Annotated in this window: 21 protein-coding genes and 1 tRNA gene; 6 read left to right on the top strand and 16 right to left on the bottom strand. The window is 69.2% G+C overall.

Annotation, left to right across the window (positions count from 1 at the left end; genetic code table 11):
- Nucleotides 1–42: 42 nt before the first annotated feature.
- A complete protein-coding gene (gene def, locus WFJ97_RS01195) occupies nt 43–609 on the top strand; it encodes a peptide deformylase (RefSeq protein WP_336640208.1) in 567 nt (188 codons plus the stop codon).
- Nucleotides 610–617: 8 nt separating this feature from the next.
- Nucleotides 618–1,106, top strand: a complete 489-nt coding sequence (locus WFJ97_RS01190; protein WP_336640207.1) for a hypothetical protein — start codon at nt 618–620, stop codon at nt 1,104–1,106.
- On the opposite strand, the gene WFJ97_RS01185 is transcribed toward WFJ97_RS01190, so the two are convergent.
- The 8 genes from WFJ97_RS01185 to dusB all read right to left on the bottom strand — a co-directional run bounded on the left by WFJ97_RS01185 (nt 1,065) and on the right by dusB (nt 11,222).
- Nucleotides 1,065–3,158, bottom strand: coding sequence for a heavy metal translocating P-type ATPase (locus WFJ97_RS01185; protein ID WP_336640206.1), 2,094 nt, complete (start codon nt 3,156–3,158; stop codon nt 1,065–1,067). The genes WFJ97_RS01190 and WFJ97_RS01185 overlap by 42 nt on opposite strands.
- A 41-nt stretch (nt 3,159–3,199) precedes the next feature.
- Nucleotides 3,200–5,443 carry a heavy metal translocating P-type ATPase gene (locus tag WFJ97_RS01180; protein ID WP_336640205.1) on the bottom strand — a complete coding sequence of 748 codons (2,244 nt, stop codon included), beginning with the start codon at nt 5,441–5,443 and terminating at the stop codon, nt 3,200–3,202.
- Nucleotides 5,443–5,655 carry a heavy-metal-associated domain-containing protein gene (locus WFJ97_RS01175; RefSeq protein ID WP_336640204.1) on the bottom strand — a complete coding sequence of 71 codons (213 nt, stop codon included), beginning with the start codon at nt 5,653–5,655 and terminating at the stop codon, nt 5,443–5,445. The genes WFJ97_RS01180 and WFJ97_RS01175 overlap by 1 nt, the downstream gene beginning before the upstream one ends.
- Nucleotides 5,656–5,837: 182 nt before the next feature.
- Nucleotides 5,838–5,913: transfer RNA gene (locus WFJ97_RS01170), tRNA-Asn, on the bottom strand.
- A gap of 97 nt (nt 5,914–6,010) precedes the next feature.
- A complete protein-coding gene (locus tag WFJ97_RS01165) occupies nt 6,011–6,784 on the bottom strand; it encodes an ATP-binding cassette domain-containing protein (protein WP_247622243.1) in 774 nt (257 codons plus the stop codon).
- Between the two features lie 37 nt (nt 6,785–6,821).
- Entirely contained in the window at nt 6,822–8,684 is a 1,863-nt protein-coding gene (gene dnaG, locus WFJ97_RS01160; RefSeq protein ID WP_247622242.1) for a DNA primase, read from the bottom strand.
- Entirely contained in the window at nt 8,684–10,075 is a 1,392-nt protein-coding gene (locus tag WFJ97_RS01155; protein ID WP_336640203.1) for a deoxyguanosinetriphosphate triphosphohydrolase, read from the bottom strand. Before WFJ97_RS01155 ends, dnaG begins: the two co-directional genes overlap by 1 nt.
- A complete protein-coding gene (gene dusB, locus WFJ97_RS01150) occupies nt 10,068–11,222 on the bottom strand; it encodes a tRNA dihydrouridine synthase DusB (protein ID WP_336640202.1) in 1,155 nt (384 codons plus the stop codon). Before dusB ends, WFJ97_RS01155 begins: the two co-directional genes overlap by 8 nt.
- 60 nt (nt 11,223–11,282) lie before the next feature.
- Between dusB and WFJ97_RS01145 the strand changes: the two genes are divergently transcribed.
- The gene (locus tag WFJ97_RS01145) at nt 11,283–11,774 is read left to right on the top strand and encodes a glutathione peroxidase (protein ID WP_336640201.1); all 492 of its coding nucleotides are present in this window, start codon (nt 11,283–11,285) and stop codon (nt 11,772–11,774) included.
- Here WFJ97_RS01145 and WFJ97_RS01140 read toward each other — a convergent pair.
- Entirely contained in the window at nt 11,771–12,475 is a 705-nt protein-coding gene (locus WFJ97_RS01140; RefSeq protein ID WP_336640200.1) for a DsbA family oxidoreductase, read from the bottom strand. The genes WFJ97_RS01145 and WFJ97_RS01140 overlap by 4 nt on opposite strands.
- 56 nt (nt 12,476–12,531) lie before the next feature.
- Here WFJ97_RS01140 and WFJ97_RS01135 point away from each other — a divergent pair, with 56 nt between their 5' ends.
- Entirely contained in the window at nt 12,532–13,143 is a 612-nt protein-coding gene (locus WFJ97_RS01135) for an AAA family ATPase (RefSeq protein WP_336640199.1), read from the top strand.
- On the opposite strand, the gene WFJ97_RS01130 is transcribed toward WFJ97_RS01135, so the two are convergent.
- Both WFJ97_RS01130 and recO read right to left on the bottom strand, forming a co-directional pair.
- Nucleotides 13,083–13,886, bottom strand: a complete 804-nt coding sequence (locus WFJ97_RS01130; RefSeq protein ID WP_336640198.1) for an isoprenyl transferase — start codon at nt 13,884–13,886, stop codon at nt 13,083–13,085. The genes WFJ97_RS01135 and WFJ97_RS01130 overlap by 61 nt on opposite strands.
- Nucleotides 13,883–14,623 (bottom strand): DNA repair protein RecO, encoded by a 741-nt coding sequence (recO, locus tag WFJ97_RS01125; RefSeq protein ID WP_336640197.1) that lies wholly within the window; start codon nt 14,621–14,623, stop codon nt 13,883–13,885. Before recO ends, WFJ97_RS01130 begins: the two co-directional genes overlap by 4 nt.
- 34 nt (nt 14,624–14,657) lie before the next feature.
- Between recO and WFJ97_RS01120 the strand changes: the two genes are divergently transcribed.
- On the top strand, nt 14,658–15,344 hold the full coding sequence (locus tag WFJ97_RS01120) for a trimeric intracellular cation channel family protein (protein ID WP_247622234.1): 687 nt from the start codon (nt 14,658–14,660) through the stop codon (nt 15,342–15,344).
- Between the two features lie 99 nt (nt 15,345–15,443).
- Here WFJ97_RS01120 and WFJ97_RS01115 read toward each other — a convergent pair whose 3' ends face one another.
- On the bottom strand, nt 15,444–15,662 hold the full coding sequence (locus WFJ97_RS01115; protein WP_336640196.1) for a hypothetical protein: 219 nt from the start codon (nt 15,660–15,662) through the stop codon (nt 15,444–15,446).
- Between the two features lie 206 nt (nt 15,663–15,868).
- On the bottom strand, nt 15,869–17,623 hold the full coding sequence (leuA, locus tag WFJ97_RS01110) for a 2-isopropylmalate synthase (RefSeq protein ID WP_247622233.1): 1,755 nt from the start codon (nt 17,621–17,623) through the stop codon (nt 15,869–15,871).
- Between the two features lie 189 nt (nt 17,624–17,812).
- Between leuA and WFJ97_RS01105 the strand changes: the two genes are divergently transcribed.
- Nucleotides 17,813–18,472: a hypothetical protein gene (locus WFJ97_RS01105; RefSeq protein WP_336640195.1), complete on the top strand. Its 660-nt coding sequence runs from the start codon at nt 17,813–17,815 to the stop codon at nt 18,470–18,472.
- A gap of 13 nt (nt 18,473–18,485) precedes the next feature.
- On the opposite strand, the gene WFJ97_RS01100 is transcribed toward WFJ97_RS01105, so the two are convergent.
- Genes WFJ97_RS01100 through WFJ97_RS01090 form a run of 3 tightly spaced genes read right to left on the bottom strand, consistent with a single transcriptional unit; the run spans nt 18,486 to nt 20,489 of the window.
- Entirely contained in the window at nt 18,486–18,971 is a 486-nt protein-coding gene (locus WFJ97_RS01100) for a hypothetical protein (protein ID WP_336640194.1), read from the bottom strand.
- On the bottom strand, nt 18,971–19,945 hold the full coding sequence (locus WFJ97_RS01095) for a hypothetical protein (RefSeq protein WP_336640193.1): 975 nt from the start codon (nt 19,943–19,945) through the stop codon (nt 18,971–18,973). Before WFJ97_RS01095 ends, WFJ97_RS01100 begins: the two co-directional genes overlap by 1 nt.
- Nucleotides 19,938–20,489 (bottom strand): sigma-70 family RNA polymerase sigma factor, encoded by a 552-nt coding sequence (locus WFJ97_RS01090; protein ID WP_336640192.1) that lies wholly within the window; start codon nt 20,487–20,489, stop codon nt 19,938–19,940. The genes WFJ97_RS01095 and WFJ97_RS01090 overlap by 8 nt, the downstream gene beginning before the upstream one ends.
- Nucleotides 20,490–20,513: the final 24 nt, after the last annotated feature.

Here is a 20,513-nt window from a genome sequence, read left to right as displayed (position 1 = left end):
CTACGACCCTACCCGTCGCAGTGCGCCCAGTAGGGTTGTGACGTGGCTGTACTTCCGATTCGCATCATGGGCGACCCCGTCCTGCACTCCCCCGCTTCTCCCGTCGACGAGATCACCGATGAGATCCGCACCCTCGTCGCCGACATGTTCGACACGATGGACATCGCTCCGGGTGTCGGTCTGGCCGCACCGCAGGTCGGCGTCGCCCTGCGCATCTACACCTACTCGTACGTCGATGACGACGATCAGCCCTGGCGCGGCGTGATCATCAATCCCGAGCTCTGGATCACTCCGATCGAGCCCGGCTCCCCCGATCCCGACCTGGAGTCCGAGGGATGCCTGTCGTTCCCGGGCGAGCGCTTCCCGCTGCGCCGCTCCGAGCACGTCCGGGTCACCGGCATCGACCTCGAGGGCGCACCGGTGTCGATCGCGGTCGACGGATGGCGCGCACGCATCATGCAGCACGAGTTCGACCACCTCGACGGCATCCTCTACGTGGACCGCCTGTCGGACGGCGACTGGAAGACCGCGCAGAAGATCGCCCGTAAGCGCGGCTGGGGCCGGCCCGGCGCCAGCTGGCTGCCCGGCGTCGACGACCTGGAAGGCTGAGGCCGCACATGACCCGGCATACACACCGCGGCCTCGCCGCGCTCGCACTCACGGCGACTCTCTCACTCACCCTGCTCGGATGCAGCAGTTCGGACGAACCCGAACGCGATTCCGGGACCGGTCAGGTGACGGAGGAGGCCACCATCGACATCGTCGCCCTCGAGCTCGGCGACTGCATGATGGACGCCCCCAGCGGGCTGCGCGAAGACATCGACGTGGTGCCCTGCACGGAGCCCCACGACCAGGAGGTCTTCCACGAGATCACCATGCCCGACGGCGACTTCTCGGAGACCGACATCGACGCGGCGAGCATGGAGTGCATCGGAGAGCCCTACACGGCGTTCATCGGTCTCGAGAAGGCCGAGTCGGTGTTCGAGGTGTTCCCCCTCATCCCGAGCGAGACCTCGTGGGACGAGCACGACGACCGGACCATCCAGTGCGTGATCTTCGACCCCTCAGGCCCCGTGACCGGCACGCTCGCGGGAGCTTCCCGCTAGAACGTCGCGGTCGTCGGGTCGGAGGTCGAGCCGGCGCAGGAGCTGGGCGTTGAGCGCGACGACGACCGTCGACAGCGACATCAGCACCGCACCGACCGACATCGGCAGCACGAACCCGATCGGCGCCAGCACACCCGCGGCCAGAGGCACGGAGAGCAGGTTGTATCCGGCCGCCCACCAGAGGTTCTGCGACATCTTGCGGTAGGTCGCACGCGACAGCTCGATCACGGACACGACGGAGCGCGGGTCGGAGCTGGCCAGGATCACCCCGGCCGAAGCGATCGCCACGTCGGTGCCCGCCCCGATCGCGATCCCGACGTCCGCCTGTGCCAGCGCGGGAGCATCGTTCACGCCGTCGCCCACCATCGCGACGATCCTGCCCTCCCGCTGCAGCTCCGCGACCTTCGCCGACTTGTCCTCCGGACGCACCCCCGCGAACACACGTCGGATGCCGAGCTCCGCGGCGACGGCATCCGCGACCGCCTGCGCATCTCCGGTGATCATGACGACCTCCACGCCGCGACGACGCAGGTCGTCGACCGCGGTACGGGACTCGGCGCGCACCTCATCGGCCAGCGCGAATGCGCCGATCACCGTACCGTCGACCACCGCGTGCAGGATGATCGCGCCCGTCGCCCGCCATGTCTCGGCGACGGGCAGCTCGTGCGCTCCGATCTCATCGAGCAGCTTCGGACCGCCCACGCGCACATCGGCACCGTCGACGGTCGCCCGGACCCCGACCGCCGGCGACGACGAGAAGCCGACGGCCGACGGGGTGTCGAGTCCACGCTCCTCCGCCGCGCGGACGATCGCCCGGGCGAGGGGATGCTCGCTGTCACCCTCCGCCGACGCCGCCACGGCGAGCACACGGGCCGGATCGACTCCGGCGGCCGCCGCGATGTCGGTGACGACCGGCTCGCCGCGCGTCAGCGTTCCGGTCTTGTCGAACAGCACCGTGTCGACGGTGCGCATGCGCTCGAGCGCCAACCGGTCCTTCACCAGGATGCCCGCGCGAGCGGCGCGTTCGGTCGCGATCGAGACCACGAGCGGGATCGCCAGACCCAGGGCGTGCGGGCAGGCGATCACGAGGACCGTGATCGAGCGCACGACGGCGGCATCGACGTCGCCGACGGCCGACCACACCACGGCGGTCACCGCCGCCGAGATCAGGGCGAACCAGAAGAGCAGCGCCGCCGCACGGTCGGCGAGCCGCTGAGCGTGCGAGGTGGAGTTCTGCGCATCCTCGACGAGTCGACGGATACCGGCCAGCGCCGTGTCCTCACCGACCGCCGTGATCTCGACGCGGAGGCCCGAATCGGTCGCCACCGTGCCCGCCGTGACGATGTCGCCGGGCGTACGGGTCACGGGACGCGACTCCCCGGTGATCATCGACTCGTCCATCGCCGCGCTGCCGTCGACGATCCGGCCATCGGCGGGTACCCGTGCGCCGGGACGCACGACGACGAGATCGCCCACGCGGAGTTCGTCCGGCGGCACGCGCACGGTGCGCTCGCCCTCGATGCGTTCGGCCTCGTCGGGCAGGAGCGCGGCCAGCGAGTCGAGCGCCGACGTCGTCTGCGCGAGTGAGCGCATCTCGATCCAGTGACCGAGCAGCATGATCACGATGAGGAGGGCGAGCTCCCACCAGAACTCCAGCTCGTGATGCAGCACCCCGAGCGTCGCTCCCCACGAGGCGAAGAAGGCGACCGTGATCGCGAGGGCGATCAACAGCATCATGCCGGGGCGTCGCGCGCGCAGTTCGCCGACGGCGCCCTGGAGGAACGGCCTGCCGCCCCACACGTACATCACCGAACCGATCACCGGGGCGACGAAACGCACCGGGCCGTCGGGGATCTCGTAGCCGATGATCATCGCGAACATCGGGGAGAGCAGCACGACGGGGAACGCGAGCACCAGGTTGATCCAGAAGAGTCGCCGGAACTGGCCCACGTGGTCGCCGTGGCCGGAATGACCGGCGTGCCCGGAGTGTCCGGCGTGCTCGGGGTGTCCGGAATGGTCGTCGACTTTCGCCTGGCCTCCGTGGGATGGCATCTCGTGTTCGTGCTCCCGGTGCGCTCGGGGGTGCGTCTCGCTCATCGATCTCTCCGCTCGTCTCGTGCGCCACTGCGGAATCCGCGCAGGCGCAGACTGTTGCCGACCACGAACACGCTCGACAACGCCATCGCGGCGCCGGCCAGCATCGGGTTCAGCAGCCCGAGGGCGGCGACCGGGATCGCCGCCACGTTGTACGCGAAGGCCCAGAACAGGTTCGTCCGGATCGTGCGCAGGGTGCGGCGCGACAGGCGGATCGCGTCGACCGCGCTGCGCAGATCCCCGCGGACCAGCGTGATGTCGGATGCCTCGATCGCGGCATCCGTTCCCGTTCCCATCGCGATGCCGAGGTCGGCACGCGCGAGCGCAGGCGCATCGTTGACGCCGTCGCCGACCATCGCGACCGTTCGTCCCTCGCTCTGCAGCCGCGCGACGACCTCGGCCTTCTGCGCGGGGAGCACCTCGGCGATGACCTCGTCGATGCCGACCTCGCGAGCGATATGACGCGCGACGGCCGCGTTGTCGCCCGTCAGCAGCACCGGGGTGAGGCCGAGCGCCTTCAGCTGCTCGACCGCTGCGGCGCTCGTCGGCCGCACGGCATCCGCCACGACGAGCACGCCTCGGACCGATCCGTCCCAGCCGACCGTCACGACCGTGCGCCCCGCCTCCTCATGGGAACCGTGGATGGAGTGGTCGCGAGTGCTCGTCGCTCCGGCGAACATCGTCGCGCGGCCGACGCGCACGCGATGCCCGTCCACGACGCCTTCCACTCCGATGCCCGGGTGGTTGACGAAGCCGTCGACCGCCGGAAGCGTGCCGGCTTCGACCTCCGCCGCCTGCGCGATCGCCCGTCCGATCGGATGCTCGGAGGCGGCCTCGAGGGCACCGGCGAGGCGGAGCAGTCGTGTGCGATCCGCTCCCGGCTCGACGATCACGTCCACGAGGCTCATCGCACCCAGGGTGACCGTTCCCGTCTTGTCGAGCACGACCGTGTCGACCGCGCGCGTGGATTCGAGCACTTCGGGGCCCTTGATGAGGATCCCCAGCTGGGCTCCGCGACCGGTACCCACGAGCAGCGCGGTCGGCGTCGCCAGGCCGAGGGCGCACGGGCAGGCGATGACCAGCACCGCGACGGCCGCCGTGAACGCCATCGTGGCCGACGCACCGACGGCGAACCAGGTGACGAGCGTGCCGAGCGCGATCACCAGAACGATCGGCACGAAGACACCCGAGATGCGATCGGCCAGGCGCTGCACCTCGGCCTTTCCGGTCTGCGCCTCCTCCACCAGTCGCGCCATCTGCGCGAGCTGGGTGTCGGCCCCGATCCGTGTCGCCCGGACGACGAGGCGGCCGCCGGCGTTCACGGTCGCGCCGGTGACGGAGTCTCCCGCGGCGACCTCGACGGGAACGGACTCGCCCGTCATCATCGAGGCGTCTACGGCCGAGGTACCCGACACGACGATGCCGTCGGTCGCGATCTTCTCACCGGGGCGCACCACGAACTCGTCGCCGATCCGTAGATCGTCCGCCGGGACGCGTTGCTCGACACCTCCCCGGAGCACCGCGACGTCCTTCGCTCCGAGCTCCAGCAGAGCGCGCAGCGCCGCACCCGCACGACGCTTCGACCGCTTCTCGAAGTAGCGACCGGCGAGGATGAACATCGTCACACCCGCCGCGACCTCGAGGTAGATCGCATCGGCGCCGTCGGTCGGCGTCAGGACGAATTCGAACGGATGGGTCATACCCGGCATGCCCGCCATGCCGAAGAACAGCGCGTAGAGCGACCAGAGGAACGCCGCGATCGTTCCCATCGACACGAGCGTGTCCATGGTCGCCGCACCGTGTCGGAGGTTCACCCAGGCCGCCCGGTGGAACGGCCACCCGCCCCACACCACGACGGGAGCCGCGAGCGTCAACGAGGCCCACTGCCAGTAGGTGAACTGAAGCGCCGGGATCATCGCCATCGCGATGACGGGGACGGCCAGCGCGACGGAGACCCACAGCCGGGTGCGCAGGCCGTCGAGCTCGGGGTCGCCCGCGGCATCCGGTTCGGCATCCTGTGCGCGGACGGGCAGCGCCGCCGTGTACCCGGCCTTCTCGATCTCGGCAATCAGGACGGCCGGGTCGTAGCCCTCCGGCGCCGCGACCGACGCCTTCTCGGTCGCGTAGTTGACCGTGGCGGTCACCCCGTCGAGCCGATTCAGCTTCTTCTCGATCCGCGTCGCGCACGACGCGCACGTCATCCCGCCGATCTCGAGGTCGACGCCGATCGCCCCGGCGGCCATCAGACGCGGACGGCCGAGTACCCGGCCTCGGATACGGCCGAGAGGATCTGCGCATCGTCGACGTCCGCAGCGGTGATGCGCAGCATGCCGGTCTGCGCGCTGACGTCGACGATCTCGACGCCCACGATCTGCTCGACCTCCTCGCGGACCGACATTTCGCAATGGCCGCAGGTCATCCCGGTCACCCGGTAGTCGGCGGTGGTGTCGCTCATGAGAACTCCTTCGGAGTGTTCGTGGATACCCCCTGGGGGTATTAGATGCAACGCCACTCTACCCCTCGTATTCCCCGAGCGCACGCGAGACCGGCCGGACACCCTCGCCGAACGCCTGAGCGGCGAGGCGAGGAGGGCCGACCGAGAAAAGGGAAAAGCCCCTCCGAAGAGGGGCTTTTCATTGGCTCCCCGGCTTGGACTCGAACCAAGAACCTGCCGGTTAACAGCCGGCTGCTCTGCCAATTGAGCTACCGAGGAATGTGCTCCGCTGCGCGGGCAACTCGACAAGCTTAGCAAACTCCGAGCGGTGCACGTGACACCGGAGGCGGTTATCGCGCTCTCGGGCGTGTCGCGCTCAGCGCCGGGAATCCGCCTCCGCGTTCGGCACCCAGAGCAGGTCCTTCCCGACCCCCCGCGCGACCACGTGCCCGGCGCGCAGCATGAGCGTCTCGGCGTTGAGCTCACGGATGAAGTCGGCGTCGTTCGTGACGAGCAGAGCCGCCATCGACTGCTCCTTCCGGCGGCGGGTGATCGCATCGAAGACCACCGGACGCACCTCGAGATCGAGGTTCGCGAGGATCTCGTCGGCGATGAGCACCTGCGGTTCGAGCACGAACGAGCGGGCGATCGCCACGCGCTGGCGCATTCCCGCGCTCAGCTCGTAGGGGAACTTCGCCGCGGTGCCGAGCGGGAGATGCAGCTCGTCGAGCAGCGTGGCGACGCGAATCGAGAGCGCCTTGCTGTTCACGCGCTTTTCGCGCATCAGGATGGGTTCGGCGATCACCTCGTTGACGGTGAGCCGGGGCGGAAGATCGGCTCCGGCGCCCTGCGGCACGAAACCCGTGCGGTAGGTGAGCACGCGGTGCTTGCGACCGGGACGCCGCGCGTCGACGCCGCAGACCTCCGCGCGGCCGCCGACGACCTTCACCGAGGGATCGGTGGATCCGGCCAGCGCCGCCACGAGGCTCGACTTACCCGACCCCGTAGGACCGGCGATGCAGAGGAGCGCGCCCGGGGCGAGCGAGAACGAGACGCCGTCGACCGCACGCGTCGGAGAGCCATGCCCGATCCGGTCGATGACCAGATCGGAGCAGTCGATGGCATGGGTGGAGGCGTGCCTGCGGGACATGCATCCCATCCTGCCCTCCCCCGACGGCCGTGGGGGGTTACGACTCGACGAACCGCTGACGCTCGATGTCGATGTCGCGCAATCGCATGCGGAGCGCACGACCGCCGTCGGAGTCGGCGGGCACCCGCTGGACCGCGCCCAGGAGCTCCTGCTTCTCACTCTCGAGCTGCCGCATGATGAGGCGTCGCGCGAGATCGGTGGTGCTGGCCACGGCGCCCTCCTCGTTGCGCGCGGGGAAAGGCATCATGAGCAGTTCACCCGCGAGCGTGCGGTACGGCTCGCGCACGCTGTTGACGGCATCCGTCGCCCACCCCGCCCGCGTGCGGTCGGCAGCGGCGGCCACGGCCTCGCGCACGGCATCGAGGGCCGGGGTGCGCAGGGGGGCGCCGAGCGCCCGCGAGAGCAGCGGCTGGTCGATCTGGTGACCGTACTGCAGCGCTCCCATCAGCGCATCGCGCTCCACGGCGACATCGGCCGAGCGCGGCAGGCTCGCGAGCGTGACCGGCGCGATTCCGGATGCCGCTCCCTCACCCCCGCCGGACGGTACCGTCTCGCGCCGCGACGGGGCACTCTGCGAGCCGCCCCGCGCCGAGCGCTCCACTTCGGTGTGCACCTCGGTCGGATCCATGCCCAGACGGCGGGCGAGCACGCGCTCGTATCCGGGACGCAACAGGCGATCGCGAATCTCGGCCACGATCGGGGCTGCCGCGCGCAGAGCACCGACGCGCCCCTCCACCGTCGCCAGGTCGAAGCCGGCGAGCTTGCGGTCGATCGCGAACTCGAACATCGGCACCTTGGCGTCCATGAGGCCGCGCACCGCGGCATCACCGCGCTGCAGCCGCAGGTCGCAGGGGTCGAGGCTGTCGGGGGCCACGGCCACGAACGTCTGCGCGTTGAAGCGGTCGTCCTCGGTGAACGCGCGCAGCGCCGCCTTCTGTCCCGCCTCATCGCCGTCGAACGTGAACACGACTTCGCCCGAGGCGTTGTCGTCGCCCATCACCCGGCGCAGCACCTTGATGTGCTCGGCGCCGAAGGCCGTTCCACAGGTCGCCACCGCCGTCGTGAGGCCGGCGAGATGGCACGCCATGACATCGGTGTAGCCCTCGACGACCACGACGCGCCGCGGATCTCCGCGGGAGATGTCGCGCTTGGCGAGATCGAGACCGTAGAGCACCTGCGCCTTCTTGTAGATCGGCGTCTCGGGGGTGTTGAGGTACTTCGGCCCCTGGTCGTCGTCGAAGAGCTTGCGCGCGCCGAACCCGATCGTCTGGCCCGACACATCGCGGATCGGCCAGACCAAGCGCCCGCGGAACCGGTCGTACACGCCGCGCTGCCCGGTGGAGACCAGGCCCGCGGTGCTGAGTTCCTCGCGCGTGAAGCCCTGGGCCGTCAGCGCCTTGAGCATGCCGTCCCATCCGCGCGGCGCGAAGCCCACGCCGAAGTGCGCGGCGGCACCCGCGTCGAAGCCGCGCTCGCCGAGGAACCGTCGCCCCGCCTCGGCATCCGCCGACAGCAACTGCGCCCGGAAGAACTCGGCCGCCGCGGTGTTCGCGGCATAGAGCCGGCTCCGACCGCTCGTCTCGGGAGCCGCACCGCCGTCCTCGTAGTGGAGGGTGTAACCGATGCGGCCGGCGAGGCGCTCCACCGCCTCGGTGAAGCTCACGTGGTCCATCTCGCGCAGGAACGAGTAGACGTCTCCCGACTCGCCGCACCCGAAGCAGTGGTAGTACCCCACCTGCGGGCGCACGTGGAAGCTCGGGCTCTTCTCGTCGTGGAACGGGCAGAGTCCCTTGAGCGATCCGACACCGGCGGATTTCAGCGCGACGCGCTCCCCCACGATGTCGGCGATGTTCGTGCGCGACTTGACCTCGTCGACGTCGGCCTGCCGGATGCGGGGCATCAGCGGGCCCCTTCGACGACGGTCGACCTCTCGGCGTGCGCGCGCGCCCCGGGGCGTGCGTGACGGGGGGTCCAGATGCCGACCTCGGCCGGGTCGATCTCGCCCACGAGTCGGTTGTGCCAGTCGATCGCGCTCTGGTCGGTGAGGCTGGCGATCTGGTCGACGATGACGCGGGCGCGCTGGTCATCGGTCTCGGCGTCGTGGAAGTCCGCGGCGAACGCCGGTTCGAGCACATCGGCGCCGGCCGACCACAGTGTGTCGGTCTGCCAGAGTGCGTCTGCGAGACGGGTGAGCACTCGGCGCTGCTCCTTGTAGACGCCCTTGCGCGCCTCGATCGTCACGATGGCCTGGCCCATGATGCCCTTGAGCACGGCGATCTCGGCCTCGACCACGCGCGGCACGACGACGTGTGCGTTGTAGCGCACCAGGGCCTTGCTGCCATAGGCCTCGCGGGTCGCCGAGACGGCCGCGCGGGCGAAGCGCCCGATCAGGTCGCTCGTCAGGTTCTTCAGACGCGCGAGCGACTGGCGGCTGCGGTCGAACGACGAGAGCCACATCGACTGCGACGAGAGACGGTAGAGCGCGTCGGCCAGCTCCTCGCGCGTGAAGTCGTACCCCACCCACTGCTGGATGCGTCCGAGCAGGGCCTCGTGCTCTGACGGATCCGAGAGCTGGGCGACGTCGAGGTAGCCGTTGACGATCGCATCCTCGAAGTCGTGCACCGAATAGCCGATGTCGTCGGAGAGGTCCATGATCTCGGCCTCGATGCAGCGCAGACGCCCGGGCGCACCCTCGCGCATCCAGCGGAAGACGGCCTCGTCCTCGGGGTACACGCCGAACTTGAGCCGGCCACCGGGGTCGGGCACCGGGCTGTCGACCGTCCACGGGTACTTGCACGTGGCGTCGAGACTCGCGCGTGTGAGGTTGAGTCCGACGGAGCGCTCGTCGTCGTCGAGCACCTTCGCCTCGAGACGGGTGAGGATGCGCAGTGACTGCGCGTTGCCCTCGAATCCGCCGATGTCGGCCGCCCATTCGTTGAGCGCACGCTCACCGTTGTGGCCGAAGGGCGGATGCCCGAGATCGTGACTGAGGCAGGCGGTGTCGACGACGTCGGCCGAGACCCCCAGAGCGGTGGCGAGTTCGCGCCCCACCTGCGCCACCTCGAGCGAGTGGGTGAGGCGGTTGCGGGCGAAGTCGGCCGTGCTCGCGGGGCTCAGCACCTGCGTCTTGGCGGCGAGGCGGCGCAGGGCCGCCGAGTGCAGGACGCGGGCCCGGTCGCGGGCGAAATCGTCGCGCTCCGAACGATGGGTCTCGGCGAAGAAGCGCTCGGCGTCGCGCGCGTCGTATCCGTCGCCGCGAGGTGCGCGCGCCGGTGTGACCGCGTCACCCACCGCTGTTCTCGATCTCTGCTCCGCGCATCATCTCCGAGGCCGATGCGGCGATCTCGCGCGAGTCGAGCCACTTGTCCGGAAGCGCCGGGCGCTTGGGACGGCCGGCGCGTCCGCGCTGGCCCTCGGCATCCGCTCCGGGATAGGGCGCGGTGTGATCGAGGCGTCCGAGCAGGTCGTCGATCTCGGCGAGGCTCGACGCCGTCGCGAGTCCGGTGCGGATGTCGCCTCCCACCGGGTAGCCCTTGAAGTACCAGGCCACGTGCTTGCGAACGTCGCGGCACCCGCGGTCCTCGTCCTCGAAGAACTCGACGAGCAGCTCGGCATGCCGGCGGAAGGCATCGGCCACGAATCCGAGGGTCGCGTCGACCGAGTGGCTCTCGGCGCCGAAGGCGGCGGCCAGTTCGCCGAACAGCCAGGGGCGGCCGAGGCATCCGCGTCCGACGACCACGCCGTCGCAGTCGGTCTCGGCCATCATGCGCACGGCGTCGTCGGCCGACCAGATGTCGCCGTTGCCGAGCACCGGGATGCTGGTGACGGCCTGCTTGAGTTCGCCGATCGCGTTCCAGTCGGCGTTGCCCGAGTAGAACTCGCTGGCGGTGCGGGCGTGCAGGGCGACCGCGGCGACACCCGCGTCTTCGGCTGCGCGCCCGGCGTCGAGGAACGTGAGGTGGTCGGGATCGATGCCCTTGCGCATCTTCACCGTGAGCGGAACGTCGCCCGCAGCCTTGACGGCCTGCGTGACGATGTCGCTGAAGAGCGAGCTCTTCCAGGGGAGCGCCGCTCCCCCACCCTTGCGCGTCACTTTGGGGACGGGGCATCCGAAGTTCAGGTCGATGTGATCGGCGTGGTCCTCGGCGACGATGATGCGCACGGCCTCGGCGATGGTCTTCGGGTCGACGCCGTAGAGCTGGATCGACCGCGGCGTCTCGCTCTCGTGATGGCGGATCAGACGCATCGTCGTCTCGTTGCGCTCGACGAGCGCGCGCGAGGTGATCATCTCGCTGACGTAGAGGCCGGCGCCGTACTCACGGCACAGACGACGGAAGGCGGTGTTCGTGATCCCGGCCATGGGCGCGAGGACCACCGGCACGTCGAGGTCGATGGGACCGATGCGAAGCGTGCGCGCGGATGCGGTGGCGAGAGTCATGTCCTGACCATTCTCCCAGACGCGGAGCCTGTGGTGCCCCATCGACCTAAGCTGTGGAGTATGACCGATTCCGCGCTCCGTTCGATCCCCTTCACCGATGCGCAGGGCAACGAGAAGACTCTCGATGACCTCGGCGCCGATGTGCTGCTGGTGGTGAATGTCGCGTCGAAGTGCGGACTCACCCCGCAGTACGAGCAGCTCGAGGAGCTGCAGCGTCTGTACGGTGATCGCGGCTTCAGCGTGGTGGGCTTCCCGAGCAACCAGTTCCTGCAGGAGCCCGGTTCCGTGGAGCAGATCACGGAGTTCTGCTCGACCACCTACGGCGTCACCTTCCCGGTGAACGACAAGGTGAAGGTCAACGGCCGGAATGCCGCCGAACTCTTCAAGGCTCTCAAGGAGACGCCCGATTCGAACGGCAAGGCCGGACGCGTGGAGTGGAACTTCGAGAAGTTCCTGGTGCTGCCCGACGGCGAGGTCCTCCGGTTCCGGCCGAAGCAGAAGCCGGACGACCCCGCGATCGTGAGCGCCATCGAAGGCGCGCTCACGCGTTAGACGGCGGCGGCTTCGGCCTCCGCGTCGCCCTCGAGCTCGGCGTCTCCGCGCTTGGACCACAGGTCACGCAGCACGTTCTCGAATGCGGCCGGCGGCTGCGCGCCGCTGATCCCGTACTGCCCGTCGATCACGAAGAACGGCACACCCTGGATGCCGTAGGCGCGCGCCTGCGCCTGGTCCTGACGGACGGCGGGAAGGTACTGCGCGGTCTCGAGCGCCTCCCGCGCGGCGTCGGCGTCGAGGCCGACCTCCACCGCGAGGGCGACGAGGTCGTCGATGCGGCCGACGTGCTTGCCCTCGGTGAAGTAGGCCGACATCAGTCGCTCCTCCAGCTCGTGCTGGAGGCCGTGCGCCTTGGCGAAGTGCAGCAGCTCGTGCGCCTTGACGGTGTTCGTGTGCTGCAGCAGATCGAAGCGGTACTGGAGGCCCGCCTTCTCGGCGACGCCGGTGACGTTGGCGAGCATCTGCTCGACCTGGTCGCGCGGCATTCCCTTGTGGCCTGCGAGGAAGTCGATCTCGTCGCCGTCGAAGTCGACGGGGGTGTCGGGCGAGAGTTCGAACGAGTGGAAGGTGACGTTCACCTGCGGGGCGTCGTCATCACCGGCGACGGCTTCGAGCCCCTTCTCGAGATTGCGCTTGCCGATGTAGCACCACGGGCAGGCGATGTCGGACCAGATGTCGATGGAGATGGGTTCGCTCACACCCTCATCCAACCCCATCACTCCACCCCGTATTCCGGCGTCGCTAGGATCGACGGATGCTGTCCGCCGACGATCCGCTCCCCTGGGCGCCGCAGCGCGTGCTGGTGGCGGGGGTCACGGGTTCGGGCAAGACGACCCTGGCCGGCCGCGTCGCTCGGCTCTGGGGGCTGCGCCACGTCGAGATCGACGGGCTCTTCCACGGCCCGGACTGGACTCCGCGGCTGGAGTTCCTCGACGATGTGCGGGCCTTCGCGTCCGAGGACCGGTGGGTCACCGAGTGGCAGTACACGAGCAAGGGCACCGATCGGATCCTCGCCCCGCGCGCGCAACTCGTGATCTGGCTCGACTACCCCTACAGAGTCGTGCGCTCGCGACTGCTGCGTCGCACGATCGGTCGCAGCATCCTGCGCACCAAGATGTGGAACGGCAACGTCGAGAAGCCGATCTGGCGCATGTTCCGCGGTTCGCCCGAGGAGAGCATCCTCGCCTGGCAGATCGCGACGCTCGACAAATGGACGGAGCGGATGCCCGTGGCCGCCGCCGCGTTCCCGCATCTCACGATCGTGCGTCTGCGGCATCCGCGCGCGGCGGAGCGGTGGCTCCGCGCTCAGGCCGAGGCGTCGGGCGCGTCGATCGCGCCGCCGAAGCGTCGGTCGCGGGACAGGTAGATCCCGATCGCCCGCCAGAGCTCCTCGCGGGAGAAGTCCGGCCACAGCGTGTCGAGGAAGACCATCTCGGCGTAGGCCGACTCCCAGAGCAGGAAGTTCGAGGTGCGCTGCTCACCCGAGCTGCGCAGGAACAGATCGACGTCCGGCATGTCCGGCACGTAGAGGTTGCGACGGATCATCTTCTCGGTGATCGCGTTCGGCTTCACCCGGCCGGCGGCGACATCCGCCGCGATCGAGCGCATCGCATCGACGAGTTCCACGCGTCCGCCGTAGTTGACGCACATCGTGAGCGTCAGGACGTCGTTGCCGCGCGTCAGCTGCTCGGCGTACTGCAGCTCCTTGATGACGCTGCCCCACAGCCGCGGCTTGCGGCCCGCCCAGCGCACGCGCACACCCCACTCGTTGAGCTGATCGCGACGCCGGTGCAGCACGTCGCGGTTGTATCCCATGAGGAAGCGCACCTCCTCGGGCGAGCGTGCCCAGTTCTCGGTCGAGAAAGCATAGACCGAGAGGTGCTTGACCCCCGCCTGGATGGCACCGGCGACGACATCGAGGAGCACCTCCTCGCCGGCCTTGTGGCCCTCGACGCGGCTCAGTCCCCGACGGTTCGCCCAGCGCCCGTTGCCGTCCATGACGATCGCCACGTGCTCGGGCACCGCGCGGAACGCCGGCGGCTGCACCCCCGTCCAGTCGAGGGGACGGTACGCGACGGCGTCCTTGTGCGTGTAGGGCTTCGGGGTCACCGTGCTCCTCCGGGGATGTCGGATACGTGCGCGAGCGAGCGGATGCCGCGCTCGAGGTGCCATTGGGCGTAGGCGCTGATGAGGCCCGATGCGGCGGCGGTGTCGGCGGCGGACGCCGCGTCGACGGCATCCCACTCGCCGGCCATGAGCGCGCGCAGCAGACCCAGCGCCTTCTCGCCGATGCGCGGGCTGCCCGCCGGCGCGCACGACGTGCACACCAGGCCACCCAATTGAACGACGAAGGTCGAGTGCGGGCCGGGAGTACCGCATCGGGCGCACTCGCCGAACGAGGGTGCCCACCCCGACAGGGCCATGACGCGCAGGAGGTAGGAATCGAGGATGCTGCGGGGGGCGTGTTCACCTCGTGACAGCGCGCGCAGACCGCCGACGAGCAGCAGGTACTGATCGGGAGTCGCCTCGGCATCGCTCAACCGATCTGCCGTCTCGACCATCGCGTTGGCGGCGGTGAAACGCTCGTAGTGCGCGACGATGTCGGCGCCGTAGGAGCCGAGCGACTCCGCCTGCTGCACGATGTCGAGCGAGCGCCCCCGATAGAGCTGCACGTCCGCGACCATGAACGGCTCGAGCCGCGAGCCGAACTTCGACGATGTGCGCCGCACACCCTTCGCGACCGCGCGGATCTTGCCGTGCTGCCGCGACAGCATCGTGACGATGCGATCCGCCTCCCCCAGCTTGTGGGTGCGCAGGATCACCGCTTCGTCTCGATAGGTGGGCATCCCTCGATTATCCTCCGTGCGAGACAATGGACGGGTGACCGAACCGCTCTTCATCATCCCGTTCTGGGCGGATCTGCTGGGCGTGGGGCTCGGCGGCGTCCAGGGAGCCCTGTTCGCCTCCGGTTTCCAGGGTCAGCGACGCCTCGACTGGCTCGGCGTCGCGATCATCGGGATCATGATCGGGATGGGCGGCGGTCTCATCCGCGACATCCTGCTCGGGCAGACCCCGGCGACACTGCAGAACCAGTGGTACCTCGTGACGGCGACCGGAGCCGCACTCTTCGGAATGCTGCTCGCCGGGCTCTTCACACGTCTGAACAAGGTGATCGTCGGGCTCGACGCGATCGTCATCGGCATGTTCGGCGCTTTCGGCACGAGCAAAGCCCTCGCCCTCGGCATCCCCGAGGTTCCCGCCGTCTTCATCGGCGTCTGCGCAGCGGTCGGCGGCAGCGTGCTGCGCGACATGCTCATGGGCCTGCCGACCGCGATCATGCACGTCGGCTCGCTGTACGCCGTGGCCGCCGGTGGCGGATGCGCGTTCATCGTCATCGCGCACGCCCTGGGCATGTCGATCCCCCTCGCGGCGGTCATCGGCATCGCCGTCACCGCGGTGATCCGCGTGCTCGCGGTGAGCTTCGACGTCTCGTTGCCCGAGCAACGGCGCCTCTACCGCCGCAAGGTCGCCGCCGAGACCGGGGCGATCCCGATCGTCAAGCCCTGAGGCCTCGCTGACGCATTCGCGCGCTCGTGGTCCGTCAACGCCCACCGGCATCACGGCCATACGCCATCTCGGATCTTCGGGTGGCGCGCCGGACATCCTTCAGAGCAGTCTCCGCTTCCCGTCCGACGGGTCCTCGCCGAGCTCGATCAGACGAGCCTCGAGGTCCCGCCCCTCCTCTTCCAGGCGAAGTTGCGTGTCACGTAGTGCGAGTCCTCCTCCGAGACTCATGCCGCCCAGCCACGCCTCGTGATGGAGACGGCGGACCTCGTCGAGGCGACGACGCAACTCGTGAATCTCGTCGGGCTTCTGCCGGGTCATGGCCACAGCGTACTCACCCGCGAAGTCCTGCGGGCAGCGCAGTGATCCCCAATGCGCGGAAGGGGGCCGGGAAGCGCCCTTCGTCTCGCTCCGCTCGCTCAGGAACCGGGCCCGACTGCGAACTCCGCTCGCTCAGGAACCGGCCTGAAACCGGTCCCTGAGCGAGGAACGGAGCGACGAGACGAAGGGTCGCGTCACGAAACCGCTCAGACGGCGGCGAGCTCGCCCTGCCGAGCGCGGATCGAGCGGTTCACACCCGACACGATGGCCTTGAGCGACGCGGTCGAGATGTCGCCGTCGATGCCGACGCCCCACAGGCGCTGATCGCCGATCTGCAGCTCGACATAGGCTGCGGCCTGCGCGTCGCCGCCGGCGCTGAGAGCGTGCTCGACGTAGTCGTAGAGCGTGATGTCGAAGCCCTGCGCGCGCAGCACCTCGATGAAGGCGGCGATCGGTCCGTTGCCGTTCCCCGCGACAGCCACCTGCTGGTCGTCGTCACGGAGAGTGACGTCGAGCACCACGTCACCCGACATGTCGCTGCGGGTCTGCGTGGCGAGCAGTTCGAAGCGCCCCCACTTGTCCTCGCTCGATGCGGCCGGCAGGTACTCGTCGTTGAAGATCGACCAGATCTGGTCGCTCGTGACCTCACCGCCCTCGGCATCCGTCTTCGTCTGCACGACGCCGGAGAACTCGATCTGCAGCTTGCGCGGCAGGTCGATCGCGTGGTCGGCCTTCAGCAGGTAGGCGACGCCACCCTTTCCGGACTGCGAGTTGACGCGGATGACGGCCTCATAGGAACGACCCAGATCCTTCGGATCGACCGGCAGGTAGGGCACCGCCCATTCGATGTCGTCGACCGTGACGCCCTCGGCGTCGGCCCGCACGGCCATTGCCTCGAAGCCCTTCTTGATCGCGTCCTGGTGCGACCCGCTGAACGCGGTGAAGACCAGGTCTCCCGCCCAGGGGCTGCGCTCGGGCACCGGCAGCTGGTTGCAGTACTCGACCGTGCGCTTGACCTGGTCGATGTCGCTGAAGTCGATCTGCGGGTCGATCCCCTGCGTGAACAGGTTGATGCCGAGTGCGACGATGTCGACGTTTCCCGTGCGCTCCCCGTTGCCGAACAGGCATCCCTCGATGCGGTCGGCACCGGCCATGTAGCCGAGCTCGGCCGCGGCGATCGCGGTCCCGCGATCGTTGTGCGGGTGCAGCGAGAGGATCACGTTCTCGCGGTGGTTCAGGTGCCGGCTCATCCACTCGATCGAGTCGGCGTACACGTTCGGCGATGCCATCTCGACCGTGGCGGGCAGGTTGATGATGACCTTGCGGTCGGGCGTCGGCTCGAAGACCTCGATCACCTGGTTGCAGATGTCGGCGGCGAACTCGAGTTCGGTACCCGTGTAGCTCTCGGGCGAGTACTCGTAGTAGACCTGCGTCTCGGGGATGCGCTTCTCGAACTCGCGGCAGAGTCGTGCACCCTCGAGGGCGATGTCGATGATGCCCTGCTTGTCGGTGCGGAAGACGACCTCGCGCTGCAGCACGCTCGTCGAGTTGTACAGGTGGACGATGGCCTGCTTCGCGCCGGCGATCGACTCGTAGGTGCGCTCGATCAGGTGCTCGCGCGCCTGGGTCAGCACCTGGATCGTGACGTCGTCAGGGATCAGGTTCTCTTCGATCAGCTGGCGGACGAAATCGAAGTCCGTCTGGCTGGCCGACGGGAAGCCGACCTCGATCTCCTTGTATCCCATGTTCACCAGGAGCTCGAACATCACGCGCTTGCGCTCGGGCGACATCGGGTCGATGAGAGCCTGGTTACCGTCACGGAGGTCGACGGCGCACCAGCGCGGCGCGGTCGTGATGCGGGCATCGGGCCAGGTGCGGTCCGGGAGGTCGACGGTGATCTGCTCGTGGAACGGCCGGTACTTGTGGATCGGCATCCCGGAGGGGCGCTGCGTGTTCTGCATGATGGGCTTCTTCTCTTCGTCAGAATGTACGGGCCAACACAAGCGCCGCGACGAGGAAGGCCCTAGCTCTTAGGACTCGTCGCGGCAGCTAAGAAGAAGCAGACCGCCGAAAGGCATGTGGTCATGCTAGCAGGATGCCCCGTCCGCCGTGCACGTGAGACGAACGCCGTCTCGACGACACTGGTGGGTATGAGCACACCACTGCGTCGCCATCTCCTCTGGTCCGCTGCCCTCGCGACGGCGCTCGCGTCGACCCTGACCGCCTGCGCGACGGGTCCCGGCGCGGGTGGGTCACCGACGAGCAGCGCCGACCCTCAGGCGCAGGACTTCTCAGGCATCGTCTCCGAGCCGCCGACGGGACGCGTGCGCGGCACCGGCACGGTGCTCGACGTCGACGGAGAGGTGCAACTGTGCCTCGGCGGCGTCGCCGAGTCGTACCCGCCGCAGTGCACGGGTGTGCCGCTCATCGGATGGAGCTGGGACGGCGTCGACGGGAGCGAGACCAGCGGTAAGACGACCTGGGGCGCCTACGCGGTGACCGGACGGTACGACGGCGAGAGCATCACCGTCACCGACCCGCCCGTGCTGCTGGCCCTGTACGACCCGGAGCGACCCGACGATCCGACCGGAGGCATCGAGGGAGATGCGACCGCCGCCGAGCTGACGGAGATCCAGGACGATCTGAGCTCACGCCTCGGCAGCGACGCACTGACCCTCTGGACCGAGCGCGGCTACGTCTGGGTGCAGGTCGTCTGGGACGACGGACAGCTCCAGCGGGCGGTCGACGCGGAGTACGGTGACGGCACGGTCATCGTCCTCCCCGCTCTGAACGAGTTCGACGCGTCCTAGGAGGACGATGGGCTCAGAGGACGCAGCGGACCGTCTTCGCCGTCCCGCCGACGTTCACCCATCCACCGGCGTTCGCCGTCGCGAGCACGCCGCCCGCGCTGTTGCGCGCCTGGGCGTAGCCGGAGCTCCGGGCATTGGCGAGGGATCGGGGCACGAAACCGCTCGGCACCGTGAGCGTTCCGCACGTGCCCCAGGACACGCTCGTCCCCGACAGCGAGCCGGCGCTGAAGGCGCAGATCCGTCCGGACGCGCAGTTTCCCACGGCGGCGCGGGCGAAGAGCCCACCCGGGCCCGACGGAACCGTGACCTCCATGTCGAGCGCCGGCCAGACCGCGCGATGCGCGTCGATGAGCACGCCCCCGGGAATCTCGTCGAGCATCTGCGCGATCTGCGGATCGACCTCGTCTCCCCCGGTCGCGGCGGAAGCCGCAGCGGGGGTGGCTACCACGAGCAGGCCGGCGACGATCAGGGCCGAGAACACGGCACGGGGAGGCCTCATCACAGAATCCCTTCGATGTCCCAGAGCTGGTACGAGATGATGGCGCCCGCGGCGAACGCCTCGTTGTCGAGGAGGTTGGTGCGCTCGACACCGACGATGCGCCCGGTGTCGGCGGAGAGCAGGACGACATCGCTCGAGGTGCCGTCCGGTGACGGGACGCGCAGCGCGGTCACGGGTCGCTCCAGTCGATCGGTCGAGGTGCCCAACGCCTCGACCCCCGGCACCTGCTCCAGGATGCCGAGCATCTCGGACTCCTGGGCGTTCGTGAGCGTCCACTGCCCCTTGGCCGAGCTGATCGCGGCGACGACGTCGAAGCCGGTCGGATCGCTCGGCAACCAGTAGGCCTCGAGCACCGCCCGCATGTTGTCCGGCGTGGCAGCGGGCATGTCGACGACGGGCGCGGCGAACTCGCCCGGCGCCATATCGAGCTCCCACGCGACCTCGCCGCTGCTCGAGATCTCGGAGCCGACGTTCGCGGCGGCATCCGCGGGATCGTAAGGCACGCCCTCGATCGCGACCGTTCGCCCGGACAGATCCGGATTCCAGGTCGTCGTCACGAGCTGCGGCACGACCTCGGTCTCGCGGGTGCCCATGTCCACCGCGAACGACCACGATGCGGACTGGACGGCGCGTTCCGCTCCGGCGGGTCCGTCGCTCGTCGCGAGGGCGGCCTGCGCGTCGTCGAGAATCTGAGCGGCCGTTCCGCCGGCATCGAACTCGAGCGGGAGGGGTGTGCCGGCCACGGCCGCGTTCTGCGGAACCATGACGGCGACCGCGACGACGGCGGATGCCGCAGCGACGGTGAGCCCCGACGCCCATCCGGCGACGACCGCGCGGCGCTGGCGCGGGGCGCGCGTATCGCGCAGGATCCGATCCCGCAACGCGATGGCTCGCAGGTCGGGTGCGGATTCCCGCGGTGTGCGCGCCGGGTCGGCGTCGGTGAGCACGCGCTCGAGCAGAGCACTGTCAGTCATCGACGATCACCCCCTCCGATCTCAGCGCTTCGCGCACGTGTTCCTGTGCGCGAAGCAACGTCTTGCGCACACGGGCCACGGAGATCCGCGCGAGTTCGGCGATCTCCCCCACCGACAACCCATCCCAGTACGTGAGCACGATGATACGCCTCTCGCGGGCCGGGAGTACAGAGAGAGCACGCAGAACGGCCGCCTGCTCGGTCGCATCCGCCTCGTCGCGCGGACCGCGGATCCCCTCGTGCACCGCTGCCGCCGTGCTCGATCGGGTGCTCGCGCCGTGCGAGCGCGCGCGCAGCGCACGATCGGCGGCGCGCAGGAGCCACACGCGCCCCATCGGCTTGCGCGGATCCAGTCGAGCCCAGGCCGTCACGAAGACCTCAGAGACGATCTGGGTGACCTCGCCGTCATCGACGACGACGCCTTCGATGTGGTGACGGATCGCCGCCCAATGAGCGTCGAAGACCGTGGAGAAGACCTCGTCCCGCAGCGATTTCGGGTCGTCGCTGCCGGTGATCATGCGCTCGGGGGTGGCGGTCCCGCGCACGCCGCCTGAGTCCCTCGGGAAATC

Origin of the sequence: Microbacterium sp. USHLN272, assembly GCF_037149655.1 — a bacterium.
Taxonomy (GTDB): Bacteria; Actinomycetota; Actinomycetes; order Actinomycetales; family Microbacteriaceae; genus Microbacterium; species Microbacterium galbinum.
Note: the sequence above shows the minus strand (reverse complement) of the source record. Positions and strands in the feature narration are given on the sequence as shown.

What these genes read in the sequence shown, in the direction of transcription:
- WFJ97_RS01190 (WP_336640207.1), top strand. Translation starts at nt 618, where the DNA reads ATGACCCGGCATACACACCGCGGCCTCGCCGCGCTCGCACTCACGGCG.
- WFJ97_RS01185 (WP_336640206.1), bottom strand. Translation starts at nt 3,158, where the DNA reads ATGCCATCCCACGGAGGCCAGGCGAAAGTCGACGACCATTCCGGACAC.
- WFJ97_RS01180 (WP_336640205.1), bottom strand. Translation starts at nt 5,443, where the DNA reads ATGGCCGCCGGGGCGATCGGCGTCGACCTCGAGATCGGCGGGATGACG.
- WFJ97_RS01175 (WP_336640204.1), bottom strand. Translation starts at nt 5,655, where the DNA reads ATGAGCGACACCACCGCCGACTACCGGGTGACCGGGATGACCTGCGGC.
- WFJ97_RS01165 (WP_247622243.1), bottom strand. Translation starts at nt 6,784, where the DNA reads ATGTCCCGCAGGCACGCCTCCACCCATGCCATCGACTGCTCCGATCTG.
- dnaG (WP_247622242.1), bottom strand. Translation starts at nt 8,684, where the DNA reads ATGCCCCGCATCCGGCAGGCCGACGTCGACGAGGTCAAGTCGCGCACG.
- dusB (WP_336640202.1), bottom strand. Translation starts at nt 11,222, where the DNA reads ATGACTCTCGCCACCGCATCCGCGCGCACGCTTCGCATCGGTCCCATC.
- WFJ97_RS01145 (WP_336640201.1), top strand. Translation starts at nt 11,283, where the DNA reads ATGACCGATTCCGCGCTCCGTTCGATCCCCTTCACCGATGCGCAGGGC.
- WFJ97_RS01135 (WP_336640199.1), top strand. Translation starts at nt 12,532, where the DNA reads ATGCTGTCCGCCGACGATCCGCTCCCCTGGGCGCCGCAGCGCGTGCTG.
- recO (WP_336640197.1), bottom strand. Translation starts at nt 14,623, where the DNA reads ATGCCCACCTATCGAGACGAAGCGGTGATCCTGCGCACCCACAAGCTG.
- WFJ97_RS01115 (WP_336640196.1), bottom strand. Translation starts at nt 15,662, where the DNA reads ATGACCCGGCAGAAGCCCGACGAGATTCACGAGTTGCGTCGTCGCCTC.
- leuA (WP_247622233.1), bottom strand. Translation starts at nt 17,623, where the DNA reads ATGCAGAACACGCAGCGCCCCTCCGGGATGCCGATCCACAAGTACCGG.
- WFJ97_RS01105 (WP_336640195.1), top strand. Translation starts at nt 17,813, where the DNA reads ATGAGCACACCACTGCGTCGCCATCTCCTCTGGTCCGCTGCCCTCGCG.
- WFJ97_RS01100 (WP_336640194.1), bottom strand. Translation starts at nt 18,971, where the DNA reads ATGAGGCCTCCCCGTGCCGTGTTCTCGGCCCTGATCGTCGCCGGCCTG.
- WFJ97_RS01095 (WP_336640193.1), bottom strand. Translation starts at nt 19,945, where the DNA reads ATGACTGACAGTGCTCTGCTCGAGCGCGTGCTCACCGACGCCGACCCG.